This window comes from Pseudomonas sp. S60, assembly GCF_016647865.1.
In the GTDB taxonomy this organism is placed as follows: Bacteria; Pseudomonadota; Gammaproteobacteria; order Pseudomonadales; family Pseudomonadaceae; genus Aquipseudomonas; species Aquipseudomonas parafulva.
In genome coordinates, this window is the sequence record NZ_JACVVH010000003.1 from 166,201 (window position 1) to 183,410 (window position 17,210).

A 17,210-nucleotide genomic window follows, 5' to 3' on the forward strand; every position below is an offset into this window, starting at 1 on the left:
ACGCCGACAAGGCGGCGCGCTGAAGGGTTTCCAGAGCAGCTAGCCAGCGCCGGGGTACCAGCGCGGGGTATAGGCCCAGACCCCGCCCGAAGTCCTCGGGAATACGCAGGTGGTCGACGAGCCAACCAGTACCATGGTGCGCATATCGACCATTTCGGGCACCAGTTCGTCCAGGGTGACTACCCGCAGTGTCTGCCCCGGCCTACCGATATCACGGCCAAGGACTACAGGCGTGCGCCCTTCGCGATGGCGACGCACCACTTCCAATGCTGTGCCCAGCTGGTGAGGGCGGGCTTTGGAAATGGGGTTGTAGAACGCCAGCACCAGGTCCGCCTGGGCAGCCAGGTCGAGGCGTTTCTCGATGATCGACCACGGCTTGAGGTTGTCCGACAGCGACATCACACAGAAGTCGTGCCCCAGCGGCGCGCCAGCCTGTGCGGCAGTGGCAAGGCATGCCGAAACGCCGGGCAGCATCTGCAAGTCAACCCGGTGCCACGCAGGGTCGTCGGAGGCGTGCAGTGCTTCGAGTACAGCAGCCGCCATGGCGAATACGCCGGGGTCGCCTGACGACACCACCACCACCGAGCGGCCTTCGGCGGCCAGCCGGAAGGCATGGCGGGCACGCTGCATTTCTTCACGGTTATCGGTGCAGTGCACCACCTGGTCGTCGCGAAACGGGCCGGCCATGCGCACGTAGGTCTCATACCCCAGCACATCCTCGGCCTGTGCCAGCTCGGCCTTGACTGCCGGCACCATCAGCTCGGCTGCCCCGGGGCCCAGGCCAATCACCGCCAGCCGGCCGCGTCGGCGCCCCACCCCAGCGACATCGACCGGCGCTGGCGCCACACCGATCACCAGGCCCGGCTGTTCGATCAGCCGGGCACCGGGCACGGCAGCTGCAACCATGTTCGCCAGCCCTGTTGGGCTTGGCGCGAACCGCAGGGCCACGCCAAGCGCCTGCGCGGCTTGATGCAAATCGGCATCGGCCATGTCCTGCTCGTCGGCCAGCACACAGGCCAGCGAAAGCGGCGCGATGCCCGCCTGCTGCAACACTTCAGGCAGGTTAGCCAAGCGGCCACCGGCAACGCCTGCCACCACCGAGCGCGGGTGGATGAGCAGTTCATCGCGGCTGGCCGGGCGTGCTTCGCAGCCCACATGAATGGTGCGGGTGGCCGCGTCACTGGCCGGTAACTGCGCCTGTATCAACCATGGCGCCTCGCCTGCTATGCGCACGGGCTCGCCGGCCAGCAGGTCGGAAACAAAGCGCTTGCCCTGCTCCAGGTCAGCCAGTGCATAGCCCGCGGGCGGGTTCAGCAGGCAGGTACCGAAGCGCAGCTCGCCGCTGGTGGTGATGGCCGGTGTGGCACCCAACTGTTCGGCGATTTCGCGGGCCATCCGGTTTACCCCGGCCAGGCCCCCGAGCAACGGCACCACGGCGCTACCGTCTTCGGCGACGGCCAGCACCGGCGGCTCGTCGTCCTTGTCGCCAAGTACGCCGGCAAGGCTGCGAATCACGATACCCGCAGCGCACAGGGCAATGAGGGGCGTGCCGTCTTCATACAGGCCACGCAAGGTATCGCCGAACGCGGTGTAGTACGCATCCGCGCCCGGAACGCGGCCGGCCAGGCCGTGGATACGCGCCTGGGGGTAGCGCTGCTGAATGCGCTGCGCCGTGGCCAGACTGCCCGGCCCCAGTACGACGATAGCCGGCGCCCTGTGCATGTTCACCCCTGCCATTTTTCACCCGGCACGATAATCAGCGAGAAATACGGCGACGATTGCGGGTCGACAGCGTCCAGCGGCACGATCTTCTGGTTGGCCATGGTCGCCCGTTCCACGTACAGCGCACGGCGGTCCAGGCCAAGCTCGGCGAGTACCTGGCGCACCTTGGGGAAGTTGCGGCCAAGCTTCATGATCACCGCCGCGTCGGCGTCGGCCAGGCGGCGCTTGAGCTCTTCTGCCGGCAACACGCCAGAGAGCACAGACAAACTCTGGTTGCGATACACCAGCGGCGCGCCCAGCACGGACGCGCCACCGAGCATGGAGCACACGCCCGGCACTACCTCGGCTTCATAGCGCTGGGCCAGCCGGTCGTGCAGGTACATGTAGGAGCCGTAGAAGAACGGGTCGCCCTCGCAGATGACCGCCACGTCGCGCCCGGCATCCAGGTGCTCGGCAACCTGCACGCTGGCTTCGTCGTAGAAGTCGCTGATCACCTGCTCGTAGGACAGGGGGGCAGGCAGCACCTCGGTGGTCACCGGGTAAACCAGTGGCAGCAGCGTCTGCTCGGCCTGCAGGTGCGCTTCGATGATGCCGAAAGCATTGCCGCGCTTGCCCTTGGCCACGAAATAACCCACCACTGGGGACTCACGCAGCAGTCGCAGGGCCTTGAGGGTGATCAGCTCGGGGTCGCCAGGGCCTACACCCAGGCCGATCAGCCTTCCACGCGGGGCCATCACTCCACCTCCGTGGCCAGGGCGTTGACGGCAGCAGCGGCCATCGCACTGCCCCCCAGGCGGCCTTGCATGATCACGAACGGAACGCCGCGGCTGTCGGCGGCCAGCATTGCCTTGGATTCCGCGGCGCCCACGAAGCCTACCGGGAAGCCCAGGATCAGCGCCGGGCGCGGGGCGCCGGCGTCGAGCATTTCCAGCAAATAGAACAGCGCAGTGGGGGCATTGCCAATCACCACCACACTGCCTTCCAGGTGCGGCCGCCACAGTTCCAGGGCGACGGCCGAACGGGTATTGCCGGCTTCCTTGGCCAGCGCTGGAACGCTGGGGTCGCGCAGGGTGCAGATGACCGGGTTGTTGGCTGGCAGGCGCGCCCGGGTAATGCCTTCAGCCACCATGTGCGCATCGCAGAGGATCGGTGCACCGCCCAGCAGCGCCTGGCGCCCCGCCTGGCCTGCGCCTTCGGAAAATTGCAGGCCGTCGATGGCGTCGACCATGCCGCAGGCATGGATCACCCGTACAGCGAGCTTTTCGAGGTCTGCGGGGATCCGCTCCAGCCGTGCTTCCTCACGGATGATCCGGAAGGAATTGCGATAGATCTCCTGACCATCGCGGATGTAGTCAATCATCAAGGTGCTCCGTCGGCAGGGCGAGCATGGCGCCTGCTTCATTCAAGGTAATGTCGGTGGCGCGCAAGGCGCCAAACCCCGGTTGACGGGGGTTGCGCAGGTACAGGTCGTAGCGGCCAGGGGCACGCGCCAGCAAGGTGACCGGGGCAACGTGGGCCACCGCGCAGGAACGCTCGCAGCCACTGAGGTGCACGCTGCCCGGGGCGCCCGGGCCCAGCAAGGCAGCCAGGGCAACGGCATCTGCCTTGGTTTCGGCCATGGCTTTGGCGCAGCCGCTGGCGCCGGTACAGGCACTGATGCGCGCCAGCGGTTGCTGGCCGTCGCACATCAGGCCGGCCGCTGCCAGGGTGGCCTGGGCCTGCTCGTGGCCGTTGGCGTCGAGGTTGGTCAGCACCAGGCTTTGCCAGGGGCTCATGCGCAGGCTGCCATCACCCTGCTGGCGCGCCACCTGGGCCGCTGCACGCAGCATGGCCGGCGTCAGGCGGCCCTGGGGCGGGGCTACACCCAATGCCAGCCCCTGCGCCTGGGGCAGCAGCCCCAGCCACGACACCTGGCAGGGCTGGCGGCGCCAGCCGAGCACGGCAGCATCGCGGCGGATGGGCAGGCCAAGCCCGTCGACGAACGCCGCAGGTGGACACTCGCCCAGCAGGTGGCGCATGCGCGTCTGCGCCGGTGTCGCCAGGTCCAGAAAACGCTCCAGCACCCCACGTACCAATGCCAGGCCATGCGCCACCGGCACCGCGCCAAGCACCTGGCCATCAGCCGGGCAGCTCGCCAGGCCGAACGCCAGCCAGGTTTGCCCCTCCACGCGCAGGGCAGACAGCCACAGGTCATGGGGGTGTTCCAGCATGGCCAGGCGCTCACCCGCGTCCAGTTGCACGGCAAATTTGGCCGATAACTGGTGATAACGCGGGGTGCCTTCGAGCAGGTCGAGGATCTGCCCGGCCAACGGCCGGGCATCAAGCAGCATGGCCGGGTCATGGCCGGCCAAGGGGCTGAGCATCAGGTTGCGCACATCGTCACCGGCTGCCTCGCGCGGGCCTAGGCCCGCGGCGAGCAGGGCCTGCACCAGGCCCTGGTGATCGCTGCCTACACCACGGATCTGCAGGTTGCCCCGGTTGGTGGCCTCGATCACCCCACCCGCAAAGCGTTCAGCCGCAGCGGCCACGGCGTCGGCCTGGTCGGCCAGCAGCAGCCCGCCAGGCAGTTTGACGCGGCAGATGCCGCCATCCAGCGCGCTGACGATACGCCACAGCCCCGGGCAGGCCGAGGGGCGGGGCGAAGGGTGTGGGGTTCGAGCCTGCATCAAAGGGGTGTCCGGCAATCCGTGAAACTGCGCTTGAGTGTAGAAGGCGCGGTATTATGCCTGCTTTGTCTGCCGGCATGAAAAGCCGGTGGTCGAGCACCCTTGGCTCTGGGTTGGAAAACCCCGCCCCCTTCGCGGGTAAAACCGCTCCCACAGGGGCGAGCAGCGGCCTCAACAATGGCGGAATGAAACACATGGCACCCTGGCTGACAGTAGTAGGCATCGGCGAAGACGGCTTCACTGGCCTTGGCAAGCAGGCCCGGCGCGCCCTGCTGGGCGCAACGCGCATCTTCGGCAGCCCGCGCCAGCTGGCCCTGCTGCCCCGCTGCGTGGCAGGCGAGCGGCTGGGTTGGCCAAGCCCGTTCTCGCTGGCGCCGGTGCTGGCCCTGCGTGGCGAGCAGGTCTGCGTGCTGGCCAGTGGTGACCCGATGTTCTACGGCGTGGGTGCCAGCCTGGCACGCCAGGTGCAGCCGGGCGAAATGCACGTGCTTTCGATGCCCTCTTCCTGCGCCCTGGCCGCCGCCCGCCTGGGTTGGCCGCTGCAGGAGGTGCAGGTGGTGTCGCTGGTGGCAAGGCCGCTGGCTGCGCTCAATGCCCATCTGCACAGCGGCAACCGGCTGTTCGTCTTGAGCAACGACGGCGACAGCCCGGCCGCCATCGCCGCACTGCTGTGCGAGCGGGGTTTCGGCCCCAGCCGGCTGCGGGTGTTCGAACACCTGGGCGGCGACGCCGAGCGCAGGCTGGAAGGCAGCGCCCAAGGCTGGCCTCACCCGGCGACGGCCGCGTTGAACCTGGTGGCTGTCGAGTGCATCGCCAGCCCCGCTACCCCGCAGCTACACCGCCTGGCCGGGCTGCCCGATGCCGCCTACCGCCACGACGGGCAACTGACCAAGCGCGACGTGCGGGCTATCACTCTCGCCCGCCTGGCACCGCAACCCGGCGAGCTGCTGTGGGACGTGGGCGCAGGCTGCGGCTCGATCGGCATCGAATGGATGCGCGCGCACCCGGCCTGCCGGGCCCTGGCCATCGAGGCTGACGAAGGCCGCCAGGGCCTGATCGAGCACAACCGCGATGCGTTGGGTGTGCCAGGCCTGCAACTGGTGCGCGGCAAGGCGCCAGCAGCGTTGCAAGGGCTGGAGCAACCTGATGCCATCTTCATTGGCGGCGGCGTCACCCGTGAAGGGGTGCTGGCGCAGTGCTGGGCAAGCCTGCGCCCTGGGGGGCGGCTGGTGGCCAATGCGGTGACGTTGCAAAGCGAGCTGGCCCTTGCGCATTTTCGCGAACAGCACGGTGGCGAGCTGACCCGCATCCATGTGGCCCACGCGCAGCCGCTGGGGGCATTCGACACGTGGCGTCAGGCGCTGCCCATCACCCTGCTCGAAGCGGTAAAAGCCGTTGATGCGTGAAGAAACCCGCGAGCAGCCCGCGCCGCTGCGCAGCGGCCTCACCACCGGCAGCTGCGCCACCGCCACCAGCCTGGCGGCCGCACGCCTGCTGCTGACCGGGGTAGCCAGCGATGCGGTCAGCATCACCCTGCCCAAGGGCAAAGTGGTGCAGATGCGCCTGGAGTTCTGCCGCCTGGCCGACGGCAGCGCGGAGGCCGGCACGCTCAAAGACGCAGGCGACGACCCAGACGTGACCCACGGCGCCCTGCTCTACAGCCAGGTGCGGTTGCTGACCGAGCCAGGCACACGCTTCGTCGCCGGTATCGGTGTAGGCACCGTCACCCGCCCGGGCCTGGTACTGGCGGTGGGCGAGCCGGCCATCAACCCGGTGCCCCGGCGCATGATCACCGAGCACCTGCACGCTCTAGGTGCCGAATGCGGCTATACGGGCGGTTTCGAGGTGACGGTGAACGTGCAGGGGGGCGAGCAGTTGGCCCTGAAAACCATGAACCCGCGCCTGGGCATTCTGGGTGGCCTGTCCATCCTGGGCACCAGCGGCATCGTGCGCCCGTTCTCGTGCGCAGCGTACATCGCCTCCATTCACCAAGGTATCGATGTGGCCCACACCAATGGCTATACCCATATTGCTGCGTGCACTGGCAACGCCAGCGAGGACACCATGCGCCGGGTGTACGGGCTGCCGGAAATCGCCCTGATCGAGATGGGCGACTTCGTTGGCGCGGTGCTCAAGCACCTGCGCAAGGTACCGGTGCCACGCCTGACCCTGTGCGGGGGGTTCGGCAAGATCAGCAAGCTGGCCGCCGGGCACATGGACTTGCACAGCCGCCATTCCAGCATCGACCTGCCGCAGTTGGCCGGCTGGGCAGCGGCAGTGGGCGCCGCCCCTGCGCTGCAGGCCGCCATCATCGCCGCTAACACCAGCCAGCAGGCGCTGGCAATGGCCCATGCGGCAGGCGTGCCACTGGGCGATGCGGTATGCGCCCACGCGCTGGCTTTTGCCCGCAGCGTGGTACCGGCCCAGGTCCAGGTAGAGGTGGTTGCCATTGATCGCCAGGGCGGCATCGTCGGCCGGGCAGGTGCGCAATGAGCCAGCGCATCCTGTTGCTCGGCGGCATCACCGAGGCCCTGGCCATCGCCCGGCTGCTGGGGCCGCAGCACATCTACAGCCTGGCCGGCATCGGCCGTGTGCCGGACGACCTGCACTGCCAAGTGCGGGTAGGTGGGTTTGGCGGCGCGCCGGGGCTGGCCAGTTACCTACGTGAAGCCGGTATTACGCTGCTGGTCGATGCCACCCACCCGTACGCAGCGCAAATCAGCGCCAATGCTGCCAGCGCGGCACGCATGGCCGGTATCCCCTGCTGGGCCCTGCGCCGTCCGGCCTGGCAGGCGCAGGCGGGGGACGACTGGCGAGAAGTGGACGGCTGGGCGGCGTTGATCACCCAGCTGGCGCCGTTCAGCCGCCCCCTGTTCACCTTGGGCCGTGAGCCCCTGCAACACCTGCACGAGATTCCACCGACGCAGTTCTGGACCTTGCGCGCCCTGCAGGCCTGCCCGGGCAACGCGCGTTGCGAAGTGATAGGTGCGCGTGGGCCGTTTCAGCTGGAGGATGAGCGGGCGTTGTTCACCAGCCGGGGTATCGACGTGCTGGTCAGCAAGAACAGCGGCAGCCTGGCCACGGAGCCCAAGCTGGAGGTAGCGCGGGGGCTGGGTGTGCCGGTGTTGATCCTGAAGCGGCCAGTGCTGGCCGAGGTGGAGCGGGTGTTTTATAGCGGGGCGGAGCTGGCGGCGGCGTTGGGGGTGGACTGATTGCGGGTTCCTCGGCGATTCCCTAGATGAGGTGGGGATTGCTGGGGCTGCGGTGCAGCCCATCGCGAGCTGCGCTCGCTCCTACAATGGTGGGCGATGTTTCTGACGGTTTGGACGTGGCCGGATTGGCACTGCTGCCGTAAACTCGGGCACCCCCTCTGGAAGGCGCTAACCATATGGAAATGCAATGGTGGATCTGGCTGGTGTTCGGCATCGCGCTGATATTGCTCGAGCTGGTCCTGCCAACGTTCTTCATCCTCTGGTTCGGCATCGGCGCCGTGCTGGTGTCGCTGATCGCACTGGCATTCCCCGATCTTCAACTGGACATGCAGGGGCTGCTGTGGGTCGTGCTGTCCTCGGCCACCACGGCACTGTGGTTCAAGGTGTTCCGGCGCAAGCAACCGGACGTGCGCTGGACAGCCGCCAGCGTTATCGGTGAGGTCGGGCTGCTCACAGCCGCCGTGTCCGAGTTCCACAAGGGCCGGGTGCGCTTCCAGAAGCCCATCCTGGGCAACGAAGAATGGGTCTGCATCGCCGACAGCGACATCCTCGCCGGCGAACGGGTACGCCTTACCGCCATCGAGGGCAATATCGCCCGGGTCATCCGGGCCTGAATCCGTAAAAAAGGAATTTGTCACCATGACCAGTCTCATCGTCGTCGGCGCCATCGCCCTGTTCGTACTCATCACCGTGTTCAAGGGGGTGCGTATCGTGCCTCAGGGCGAGGAATGGGTGGTCGAGCGGCTGGGCCGCTACCACACCACCCTCAAGCCCGGCCTGAATGTCGTCATCCCGTACATGGACGTGGTTGCCTACCGCCTGCCCACCAAGGACATCATCCTCGATGTGCAAGAGCAGGAAATCATCACCCGCGACAACGCCGTGATCGTTGCCAACGCGCTGTGCTTCGCCAAGGTCGTCGACCCGCAAAAGGCGTCCTATGGGGTGCAGAACTACGCGTTTGCCGTCACCAGCCTGACCATGACTTCGCTGCGGGCCATCGTCGGCGCCATGGACCTGGACGAAGCGCTGTCCAGCCGTGAGCAGATCAAGGCGCGCCTGCGCGAAGCCATGTCGGAGCAGACCGAGGACTGGGGCGTGACCGTTCGTTCGGTAGAAATCCAGGACATCAAACCTTCCGAGAACATGCAGCTGGCCATGGAGCGCCAGGCGGCTGCCGAGCGTGAGCGCAAGGCCGACGTCACCCGCGCCGAAGGCGCCAAGCAGGCGGCGATCCTGGAAGCAGAAGCACGCCTGCAGGCCGCCAGGCTGGACGCCGAAGCGCAAATCAGCCTGGCCGACGCTTCTGCCCGGTCCATCTCGATGGTGAAGGACGCGGTGGGCAACGAGACCGTACCGGCCATGTACCTGCTGGGCGAGCGCTACATCGGTGCCATGGAAAACCTGGCCAGCAGCAACAATGCCAAGGTGGTGGTGCTGCCAGCAGACCTGCAGGAAACCGTGCGCGGGCTGATGGGCCGCAACAAGGTGTGAGGCGACCGGGGGCGCCGAGCCCCCGACCCCTGCGTCACGTCACCGCACCCCGGCATTTTTGCCTATACTCGCGCTTACAATAGCCACCACGATTCCTGACCGGATCTCTCCATGCCCCCACGTCGGCACATTGCCTGGATAGCCTGCCTTGCAGTGCTGTTCAACCTGCTGGCCATGCCGCTGTCTTCTGCTGCGCCCAAGGGCCCGGCAGAGCAGCTGCTGTGGGGGGCATTCTGTTCCAGCATGGCCAGCAAGGCCAACGTCGATGTCCAGGCCCTGGCCAAGATCGACCTCGGTCCGCAAAGCGACGACAGTGCCAGCCTGATGAACTGCTGGTGCTGCTCGGGTGCAGCCCCCTTGCTTGCCCTGCCCACCCCGCCCCTGCAACTGCACAGCCCGCCAGTGCGTTTGGCCGGAACGCTGTCACCCCCTGCCCAATACACACCCACGCCACGCCAGCTCTGGCCTGCGCTAAACCCACGTGCCTCTCCGCTGGCCTGATTGCTTCACGCGTTGCGCCTGAACATCATCATCTCGGAGATTCACCATGCTCAAGCACGCCCTTGTCGCGGCCGCCCTGCTGCTGCCTGCCACCTTCGCCAATGCTCACGAATACAGCGTGGGCGACCTGCACATCGCGCACCCCTGGTCGCTACAGCTTCCCCCCAATGCGCCCAATGTCGCCGCGTATTTCGTGGTGCACAACAATGGCAAGGCTGACGACCGCCTGCTAGGCGCCGACAGCCCCATCAGCGATGACACGCAGCTGCACGAGCACGCCATGGGCGCCAGCGGTGCCATGAAGATGCAACAGGTGCCCAGCGTGGTGGTGCCTGCAGGGCAAGACCTGGTGTTCGCGCCCAGTGCTTACCACGTGATGCTGATGAACCCCAAGGACCGCAGCCTGCTCACCGACGGAAAACGCTTCCCGCTGACCCTGCACTTCGAAAAGGCCGGTGACGTCACCGTGGATGTGGCCGTGCAGCAGCAAGCCCCTGCGGGCCAGCCTGAAGCCCACAAGCACTGATACCTGCTGACAGGCACTGGCCATGAGCCTGCCGCGCAACAGCCCACGCCGTACCACCCGCCCTGATAGCAGGCGCGTCGGTGGCGGATGGCTGAGCCTGTTCGCCATGTGGATGATCTTTATCGGCCCGCTGATATCGCAGTCGATGCCGATGGACCACTCGGCGGGCATGCCCATGAGCATGAACATGCCCATGGACATGCCGATGCCGGCTGCGCACGATCATGGTGACGGCCATCACGGCCAGGGCAGTGACGGCCAGCTGCATGTGATGTGGGAGAAGTGCGGCTATTGCAGCCTGCTCTTCAATTGCCCTGCACTGCCACAAACCCTCAGCCCGCTCAGTGTTGCGGGCATTACGCCCACCTCCCCCACCCCGGCGACCACGCACCAGGGCCATGCCCGGCAGGCTGTATTCCCCGGTGCGCGCAGCCGCGCCCCGCCATTCCCGATCAGCGTCTGAAACCCTTTCGCGTACGAGGCCACGAGGCTTCGCGCCCCCTTATGACTGATCGACTGGAATCATTATGTACGGCTGCACCCCTGTTTTTGCCCTGTCCCTGCGTGGGACCATCGCCGTGCTCTGCGGCTCGCTGCTGGCCCCCGTGGCCCTGGCCGCCGACCCCGCACATGCAGGCCACCTCATCGATGCCCCCGAGCTCAGCCCCACGGTGATTACCGCCGTGGCCCCCAGTTCGCCCCTGACCGTGGTCACCAACCCCAAGGACCCGCGCCAGCCCGTGCCCGCCAGTGACGGCGCCGACTACCTCAAGACCATCCCGGGCTTCTCGGCCATACGCGCCGGCGGTACCAATGGCGACCCGGTACTGCGCGGCATGTTCGGCTCACGCCTGAACATCCTCACCAATGGCGGCCTGATGCTGGGCGCCTGCCCCAACCGCATGGACGCCCCTACGTCGTATATCTCGCCGGAAACCTATGACCGCCTGACGGTGATCAAAGGCCCGCAAAGCGTGATCTGGGGCCCAGGCGGCTCGGCAGGCACCATTTTGTTCGAACGCGAGCCGGAAAAGTTCGGCACCCTGGGCAGCCGCGTCAACGCCAGCCTGTTGACCGGTTCCAATGGCCGTTTCGACAAGGTGGTGGACGCCGCTGCCGGCAACAGCCAGGCCTATGCCCGCTTTGTGGGCAACCAGTCGCGCTCCGGTGACTACAAGGACGGCAACGGCCACCACGTGCCGTCGCGCTGGGACAAATGGAACGGCGACGTCGCCCTGGGCTGGACGCCCGACGCCGACACCCTGCTGGAGCTGACCGCTGGCAAAGGTGATGGCGAGGCCCGCTATGCCGGCCGTGGCATGGACGGCTCGCAGTTCAAGCGCGAAAGCCTGGGCCTGCGCTTCGAAAAATCCAACCTGGGTGAGGTGCTCGACAAGGTCGAAGCCCAGGTCTACTACAACTACGCCGACCACGTGATGGACAACTACAGCCTGCGCACGCCGTCAGGCAAAGGCATGATGGGCATGCCCATGGTCAGCAACGTTGACCGCCGCACCCTCGGCGCGCGCATCAAGGCCACCTGGCGCTGGGCCGACGTGCAATTGATCAGCGGCATCGACGCGCAGACCAACGAACACCGCAAGCGTGGCGGCATGGGCGTGGACGCGCACCGTGGCCAGCCCTGGACCAAGGATGCCGACTTCCACAACTATGGGGCCTTCGGCGAGCTGACCTGGTACGTCAGCGGTGAAGACCGCCTGATCACCGGCGCCCGGCTGGACCGGGCCTCGGCTCGCGACTTCCGCAAGGGCAGTGCCACTGAAAACGACACCCGTGCCGATACCCTGCCCAGCGGTTTCGTCCGCTATGAGCATGACCTGGCATCGCTACCGGCAACCGCCTACATCGGCCTGGGTCATGCCCAGCGGTTCCCTGACTATTGGGAGCTGTTCTCGCCGAAGACGGCACCGGCCGGCGCTGCCAATGCCTTCGATGGCATCAAGCCTGAGAAGACCACCCAGCTCGACTTCGGTATCCAGTACCGTGGCGAGCGCCTGGAAGCCTGGGCCTCAGGCTACGTGGGGCAGGTGCGCGACTACATTCTGTTCGACTACCGCACCGGCATGATGGGCATGACCACCTCCCAGGCGCAGAACGTCGACGCCCGCATCATGGGCGGCGAACTGGGTGCTGCGTACCAGCTGACCGATACCTGGAAGGCCGACGCCACGCTGGCCTATGCCTGGGGCAAGAACAGCAGCGATGGCAAGGCGCTGCCGCAGATGCCACCACTGGAAAGCCGCCTGGGCCTCACCTATACCCGTGACGCCTGGAGCGCCGGTGCCCTCTGGCGCCTGGTGGACGAGCAAAACCGCATCGCCCGCAACCAGGGCAACGTGGTGGGCAAGGACTATGGCACCAGCGCAGGCTTTGGCGTGTTCTCGCTGAACGGTGCCTACAAGGTGAGCAAAAACCTCAAGCTGAGCGCCGGGGTGGACAACCTGTTCAACAAAGCCTACGCCGAGCACCTGAACCTTGCCGGCAACGCCGGTTTCGGCTACCCGGCCAGCGACCCGCAGCCGGTCAATGAACCCGGCAGAACGCTCTGGACCAAAGTCGACTTCAGCTTCTGACAACAATAAAGGGCGCGGCAATGCTGCGCCCAACGGCTGTTCATACAGGAGGTTCCCATGAGAGGAACACGCGTTTCATTCTACAACCTGGCCTGGCGTTGGCATTTCTATGCGGGGCTGTTCGTGGCCCCGTTCATGATCCTGCTGGCGATCACCGGGATCATCTACCTGTTCAAGCCGCAACTGGACCCATTGCTGTACCGCGACCTGATGGTGGTCGAAGCCGGTCATCACCGACAAGGTGCGGACGTGATGCTGGCCGAGGTTCGCAAGGCCCACCCCCAGGGGCATGTCGGCCAATACCTGCCGCCTGCCACCCCCACACGCAGCGCACAGTTTGTTGTGCATGAAGACGGGCGCGAGCTGAACGTCTTCGTCAACCCGTACAGCGGCAAGGTGCTGGGCGAGCAGGATGCCAAGCGCAACCTGCAGGCCATTGCCCGCGCCCTGCATGGCGAGCTGATGGTAGGCACCGTGGGTGACCGGCTGGTGGAGCTCGCAGCAGGGTGGGGCATCGTGCTGGTGGTGTCGGGCCTTTACTTGTGGTGGCCACGCGGGCGCAAGGGCGGTGGCGTGCTGTGGCCACGGTTGGCGGCCCGTGGGCGATTGCTGTGGCGCGACCTGCATGCGGTCAGCGGCTTCTGGGGCTCGGCCCTGCTATTGCTGATGCTGCTCAGTGGCATGACCTGGACCGGGCTGTGGGGCAAGCAGTACGCCGAACTGTGGAACCGTTTTCCGGCTGCCATGTGGAACGACGTGCCGAAATCGGACCAGCAGGCGGGCGCGCTGAACAGCGCCCACCGCCAGACCGTACCATGGGCCATGGAGAACACGCCGATGCCGCAGTCTGGTGCCCACGCCGAGCACGCAGGCCACCACGGTATGTCGAACATGCCCGCCGCACCCCAGGTCAGCGTGCAGCAGGTGGAGGATATCGCCACTTCGCGCCAGGTCGAGCCGGGTTACAGCATCACCCTGCCCACCACCGCCGAGGGCGTATTCACCGTGGCCGTGTTCGCCGACGACCCACGCAACGACGCCACCCTGCATGTAGACCAGTACACCGGCAATGTGCTGGCCGACGTGCGCTGGCAGGACTACAGCCCTGTGGCACGGGCCACCGAGCTGGGCGTGATGCTGCACGAAGGCCGAATGTTTGGTGCGGTCAACCAAGTCATCATTCTGCTGATATGCCTGATGATTCTGCTGGGCTCGGTGAGCGGGTTGGTGATGTGGTGGCAACGCCGCCCTACTGGCGGCCTGGGCGTCCCCCCCTTGCGCCATGACCTGCCACGCTGGAAGGCGGCGGTTGCGGTGATGCTGGTGCTAGGCGTGTTGTTTCCGTTGGTGGGGATATCGATGATTGCCTTGTGGGTGGTCGATAGCCTGGTAATGAAGCGCAAGGCCATAGCCAGTGTGTGATTTGTCTGGTTGGCCGTAACAGGGTCTGCGCCTGTGAAACCGAGCGCCGCGCAGGCGGCGCTTGATCTCGCAAGCGCTGCACCCGCCACGCCGAACACGCCCAAGCACAATTCTGCGCCCCCCCTGCTACCCAAAAGTCGAGTCGATCTGTCGCGCCCCGAAATGGGACGAGCGTGTTAGCCTAGCCGGCTAGCTCAGACAAGAAGACAGACCTTTACAAGGGAATGCAGCCTATGACGCAAACCGTACCCACCCCCCCTGAAGAACAGCACCTGCAGCGCAACCTCACCAACCGCCACATCCAGCTGATCGCCATCGGTGGCGCCATCGGCACCGGCCTGTTCATGGGCTCGGGCAAGACCATCAGCCTGGCCGGCCCGTCGATCATCTTCGTCTACATGATCATCGGCTTCATGCTGTTCTTCGTCATGCGTGCCATGGGCGAGTTGCTGCTGTCGAACCTGAACTACAAATCGTTCATCGACTTTTCCGCCGACCTGCTCGGCCCATGGGCCGGCTACTTCACCGGCTGGACGTACTGGTTCTGCTGGGTGGTCACTGGCATCGCCGACGTGGTCGCCATCGCTGCCTACACGCAATTCTGGTTCCCGGACCTTCCCCAGTGGATACCCGCACTGACCTGCGTGGCGGTGCTGCTGTCGCTGAACCTGGTCACGGTCAAGCTGTTCGGCGAGATGGAGTTCTGGTTCGCGCTGATCAAGATCATCGCCATCCTCGGCCTGGTCGCCACCGGCCTGTACATGGTGGTCACCGGTTTCACCTCGCCAAGCGGGCGTACTGCGCAACTGGCCAACCTGTGGAACGACGCCGGGATGTTCCCGCATGGGGTGATGGGCTTCTTCGCCGGCTTCCAGATTGCTGTGTTCGCCTTCGTCGGCATCGAGCTGGTGGGCACCACCGCCGCCGAAGCCAAGAACCCTGAGCGCACCCTGCCCCGGGCGATCAATTCCATCCCGATCCGCATCATCGTGTTCTACGTGCTTGCGCTGATCGCGATCATGGCCGTTACGCCATGGCGTGACGTGGTGCCAGGCAAGAGCCCGTTCGTTGAGCTGTTCGTGCTGGCCGGCCTGCCGGCAGCAGCCAGCATCATCAACTTCGTGGTGCTGACCTCGGCAGCCTCGTCGGCGAACAGCGGCGTGTTCTCCACCAGCCGCATGCTGTTTGGCCTGGCCCAGGAGGGCGACGCCCCCAAAGCGTTCGAGAAGTTGTCGCGCCGCGCCGTGCCGGCCAACGGCCTGTACTTCTCGTGCCTCTGCCTGCTGCTGGGTGCGGTGCTGATCTACCTGGTGCCGAACGTGATCGAGGCGTTCACCCTGGTGACCACGGTGTCGGCGGTGCTGTTCATGTTCGTCTGGACGCTGATCCTGCTGTCGTACCTGAGCTACCGCAAGCACCGTGCACCGCTGCACCAGGCCTCGAAGTACAAGATGCCGGGCGGCCGTTTCATGTGCTACGTGTGCCTGGCGTTCTTCGCTTTCATCCTGGTACTGCTCAGCCTGGAAGCCGACACCCGCTCGGCGCTGGTGGTCACGCCAATCTGGTTCGTGCTGCTGGCAGTGACCTACCAAGGCGTACGCCGCAGGCGCCATCCGCGCACTGCAGTACGTAACGGCTGACAGCCCAAGGGGCCGCAAAGCGGCCCTCACCCAGCGATAGGTCTCTCCAAGCGGGCGTGAGTTACCTTGGCCGACGTGGCAGAGGCCTATTGGCACCTAGAGGCGCGCAGCCGGCAGCAAGATTATCTTTGCTCCAAACCTTCCAAAACCGCTTCAGCAAGCGCCAAGCCTTTCTCCAGGGAATTCTCTGTAGCAGTTAGCAAACTCCGTAATGGATCAGGCGCTTTCTCCAGCGCAATAGCATTAGTCTCGTACGCCGCTTTCAACGCCGCCACTGCACAAACCAATGCATCTTCGCTATCGACGCCTGCCTGCACGGTCAATACCGGGGGGTGCGCGTTATTGCAGGTGCCAAAATGGGAGATCGCGGTAACTGGCCGGGGCTTCGGACTGAGGAGATTCTGGCTCATACCTGCACCTCACCGTCACAGGGTGTGATGTATCCAAATGCGTAGGGTGGATCTGGGACGATCTTCTTGAGCATGATGCATATCCTTGCGGTTCTCTGTAATGACACTCCGCCCCCACACGCCAATATGGTGGACGGAGCCGTGCGGGTTGGCGTGCCGGACAGAGAAGCCGGTGAGCCCGAAGGCTCCCACACACGGGTCCGCCCATTACGGATGCAGCCATGCTGAACACAGTCGCGGATGCGTGTGTTCTCTCTCTGTAAGCGGGACGCCAATCCCGTGCCGCAGAATCTACTGCGGTGGGGCACGGTAATCAACAAGTGAAGTTGTGTCAAAATCTTCTGCGATCGGATCACGTCAGTAAGGCCGACGAGCGCGCGGTTTTGGAAATGGCGCGAGGATTGCTTTGATACCAGTGTCAGCAGACGCGTCAAGCGTATTGCCGCGACATCAAAAAGCCACTAGTCTGTATTAAAAACAGCCAAGGTAGGCCTGATGAGCAACGTGATAGCCAGTACGTCTTCAAAAGCACTTGAGCATATATAAAGAGGGGAAGGACTTCATTCTTGTCGCCTTAACCGGGAGGACAGGAGCTGGATGTTCTACAAGTGCCCAGATCCTGAGCTCGGAAACCTTGGAGCTACCAGGGAATTAGATGAGTTTATAGATTTCGTATCTAACTCACTACACATTAGTAACAAAGCAGCAGAAACATCATCAAATGTTCTTCGCCTTCATCCTGGTACTGCTCAGCCTGCAAGCCGACACCCGCTCGGCGCTGGTAGTCACGCCAATCTGGTTCGTGCTGCTGGCAGTGACCTATCAGGGCGTACGCCGCAGGCGCCATCCGCGCACTGCAGTACGTAACGGCTGACAGCCCAAGGGGCCGCAAAGCGGCCCTCACACTGCGAGCAGTCTTATTACCCATTAAACCGCGCACTTATTTCAGCTCGCTGTTGCTGTTGCTGTTGCCCCCCGGTGTCAGGGTAGTTGTCGTGTCCCCCGCTTTTTGAAAAGCATTCC

General features: G+C 65.2%; 16 protein-coding genes and 1 pseudogene. 12 read left to right on the forward strand and 5 right to left on the reverse strand.

The features are described 5' to 3' along the window. Nucleotides 1–39 precede the first annotated feature (39 nt). The 4 genes from cobJ to cobG are packed head-to-tail and all read right to left on the reverse strand — an operon-like array spanning nt 40 to nt 4,406. Nucleotides 40–1,722: a precorrin-3B C(17)-methyltransferase gene (gene cobJ / locus IAE33_RS02705; RefSeq protein ID WP_201162007.1), complete on the reverse strand. Its 1,683-nt coding sequence runs from the start codon at nt 1,720–1,722 to the stop codon at nt 40–42. A 2-nt stretch (nt 1,723–1,724) separates the two neighbouring features. Continuing rightward, nucleotides 1,725–2,456 carry a precorrin-2 C(20)-methyltransferase gene (locus IAE33_RS02710; RefSeq protein WP_028632777.1) on the reverse strand — a complete coding sequence of 244 codons (732 nt, stop codon included), beginning with the start codon at nt 2,454–2,456 and terminating at the stop codon, nt 1,725–1,727. Continuing rightward, the gene (locus IAE33_RS02715) at nt 2,456–3,082 is read right to left on the reverse strand and encodes a precorrin-8X methylmutase (RefSeq protein ID WP_028632778.1); all 627 of its coding nucleotides are present in this window, start codon (nt 3,080–3,082) and stop codon (nt 2,456–2,458) included. The genes IAE33_RS02710 and IAE33_RS02715 overlap by 1 nt, the downstream gene beginning before the upstream one ends. Further along, on the reverse strand, nt 3,075–4,406 hold the full coding sequence (gene cobG / locus IAE33_RS02720) for a precorrin-3B synthase (protein ID WP_328804776.1): 1,332 nt from the start codon (nt 4,404–4,406) through the stop codon (nt 3,075–3,077). The genes IAE33_RS02715 and cobG overlap by 8 nt, the downstream gene beginning before the upstream one ends. Before the next feature lie 176 nt (nt 4,407–4,582). Between cobG and cbiE the strand changes: the two genes are divergently transcribed. The 11 genes from cbiE (at nt 4,583) to cycA (ending at nt 15,777) form a co-directional block, all read left to right on the forward strand. Beyond that, complete coding sequence (gene cbiE, locus IAE33_RS02725; RefSeq protein WP_201162011.1) at nt 4,583–5,794, forward strand: precorrin-6y C5,15-methyltransferase (decarboxylating) subunit CbiE; 1,212 nt, start codon at nt 4,583–4,585, stop codon at nt 5,792–5,794. Beyond that, a complete protein-coding gene (locus IAE33_RS02730) occupies nt 5,787–6,881 on the forward strand; it encodes a cobalt-precorrin-5B (C(1))-methyltransferase (protein WP_201162013.1) in 1,095 nt (364 codons plus the stop codon). The genes cbiE and IAE33_RS02730 overlap by 8 nt, the downstream gene beginning before the upstream one ends. Then, a complete protein-coding gene (locus IAE33_RS02735; RefSeq protein WP_201162015.1) occupies nt 6,878–7,600 on the forward strand; it encodes a cobalt-precorrin-6A reductase in 723 nt (240 codons plus the stop codon). The genes IAE33_RS02730 and IAE33_RS02735 overlap by 4 nt, the downstream gene beginning before the upstream one ends. Nucleotides 7,601–7,776: 176 nt before the next feature. Continuing rightward, nucleotides 7,777–8,214, forward strand: a complete 438-nt coding sequence (locus IAE33_RS02740) for an NfeD family protein (protein ID WP_201162017.1) — start codon at nt 7,777–7,779, stop codon at nt 8,212–8,214. Nucleotides 8,215–8,239: 25 nt separating this feature from the next. Continuing rightward, complete coding sequence (locus IAE33_RS02745) at nt 8,240–9,094, forward strand: SPFH domain-containing protein (RefSeq protein WP_201162019.1); 855 nt, start codon at nt 8,240–8,242, stop codon at nt 9,092–9,094. 111 nt (nt 9,095–9,205) lie between these two features. Then, complete coding sequence (locus IAE33_RS02750) at nt 9,206–9,595, forward strand: DUF2946 domain-containing protein (RefSeq protein ID WP_201162021.1); 390 nt, start codon at nt 9,206–9,208, stop codon at nt 9,593–9,595. Between the two features lie 46 nt (nt 9,596–9,641). Next, nucleotides 9,642–10,121, forward strand: coding sequence for a copper chaperone PCu(A)C (locus IAE33_RS02755; RefSeq protein ID WP_201162023.1), 480 nt, complete (start codon nt 9,642–9,644; stop codon nt 10,119–10,121). A gap of 22 nt (nt 10,122–10,143) precedes the next feature. Further along, a complete protein-coding gene (locus tag IAE33_RS02760) occupies nt 10,144–10,584 on the forward strand; it encodes a DUF2946 domain-containing protein (RefSeq protein ID WP_028632787.1) in 441 nt (146 codons plus the stop codon). A gap of 64 nt (nt 10,585–10,648) precedes the next feature. Next, on the forward strand, nt 10,649–12,715 hold the full coding sequence (locus tag IAE33_RS02765; protein ID WP_201162024.1) for a TonB-dependent copper receptor: 2,067 nt from the start codon (nt 10,649–10,651) through the stop codon (nt 12,713–12,715). A gap of 57 nt (nt 12,716–12,772) precedes the next feature. Beyond that, nucleotides 12,773–14,137 carry a PepSY-associated TM helix domain-containing protein gene (locus IAE33_RS02770; RefSeq protein ID WP_201162026.1) on the forward strand — a complete coding sequence of 455 codons (1,365 nt, stop codon included), beginning with the start codon at nt 12,773–12,775 and terminating at the stop codon, nt 14,135–14,137. A 233-nt stretch (nt 14,138–14,370) separates the two neighbouring features. Next, complete coding sequence (cycA, locus tag IAE33_RS02775; RefSeq protein ID WP_201162028.1) at nt 14,371–15,777, forward strand: D-serine/D-alanine/glycine transporter; 1,407 nt, start codon at nt 14,371–14,373, stop codon at nt 15,775–15,777. Nucleotides 15,778–15,899: 122 nt separating this feature from the next. On the opposite strand, the gene IAE33_RS02780 is transcribed toward cycA, so the two are convergent. Continuing rightward, nucleotides 15,900–16,187, reverse strand: a complete 288-nt coding sequence (locus IAE33_RS02780; RefSeq protein WP_201162030.1) for a hypothetical protein — start codon at nt 16,185–16,187, stop codon at nt 15,900–15,902. Between the two features lie 721 nt (nt 16,188–16,908). Here IAE33_RS02780 and IAE33_RS02785 point away from each other — a divergent pair. Continuing rightward, nucleotides 16,909–17,061, forward strand: a pseudogene (locus IAE33_RS02785) (D-serine/D-alanine/glycine transporter); the annotation flags it as partial. Nucleotides 17,062–17,210 lie beyond the last annotated feature (149 nt).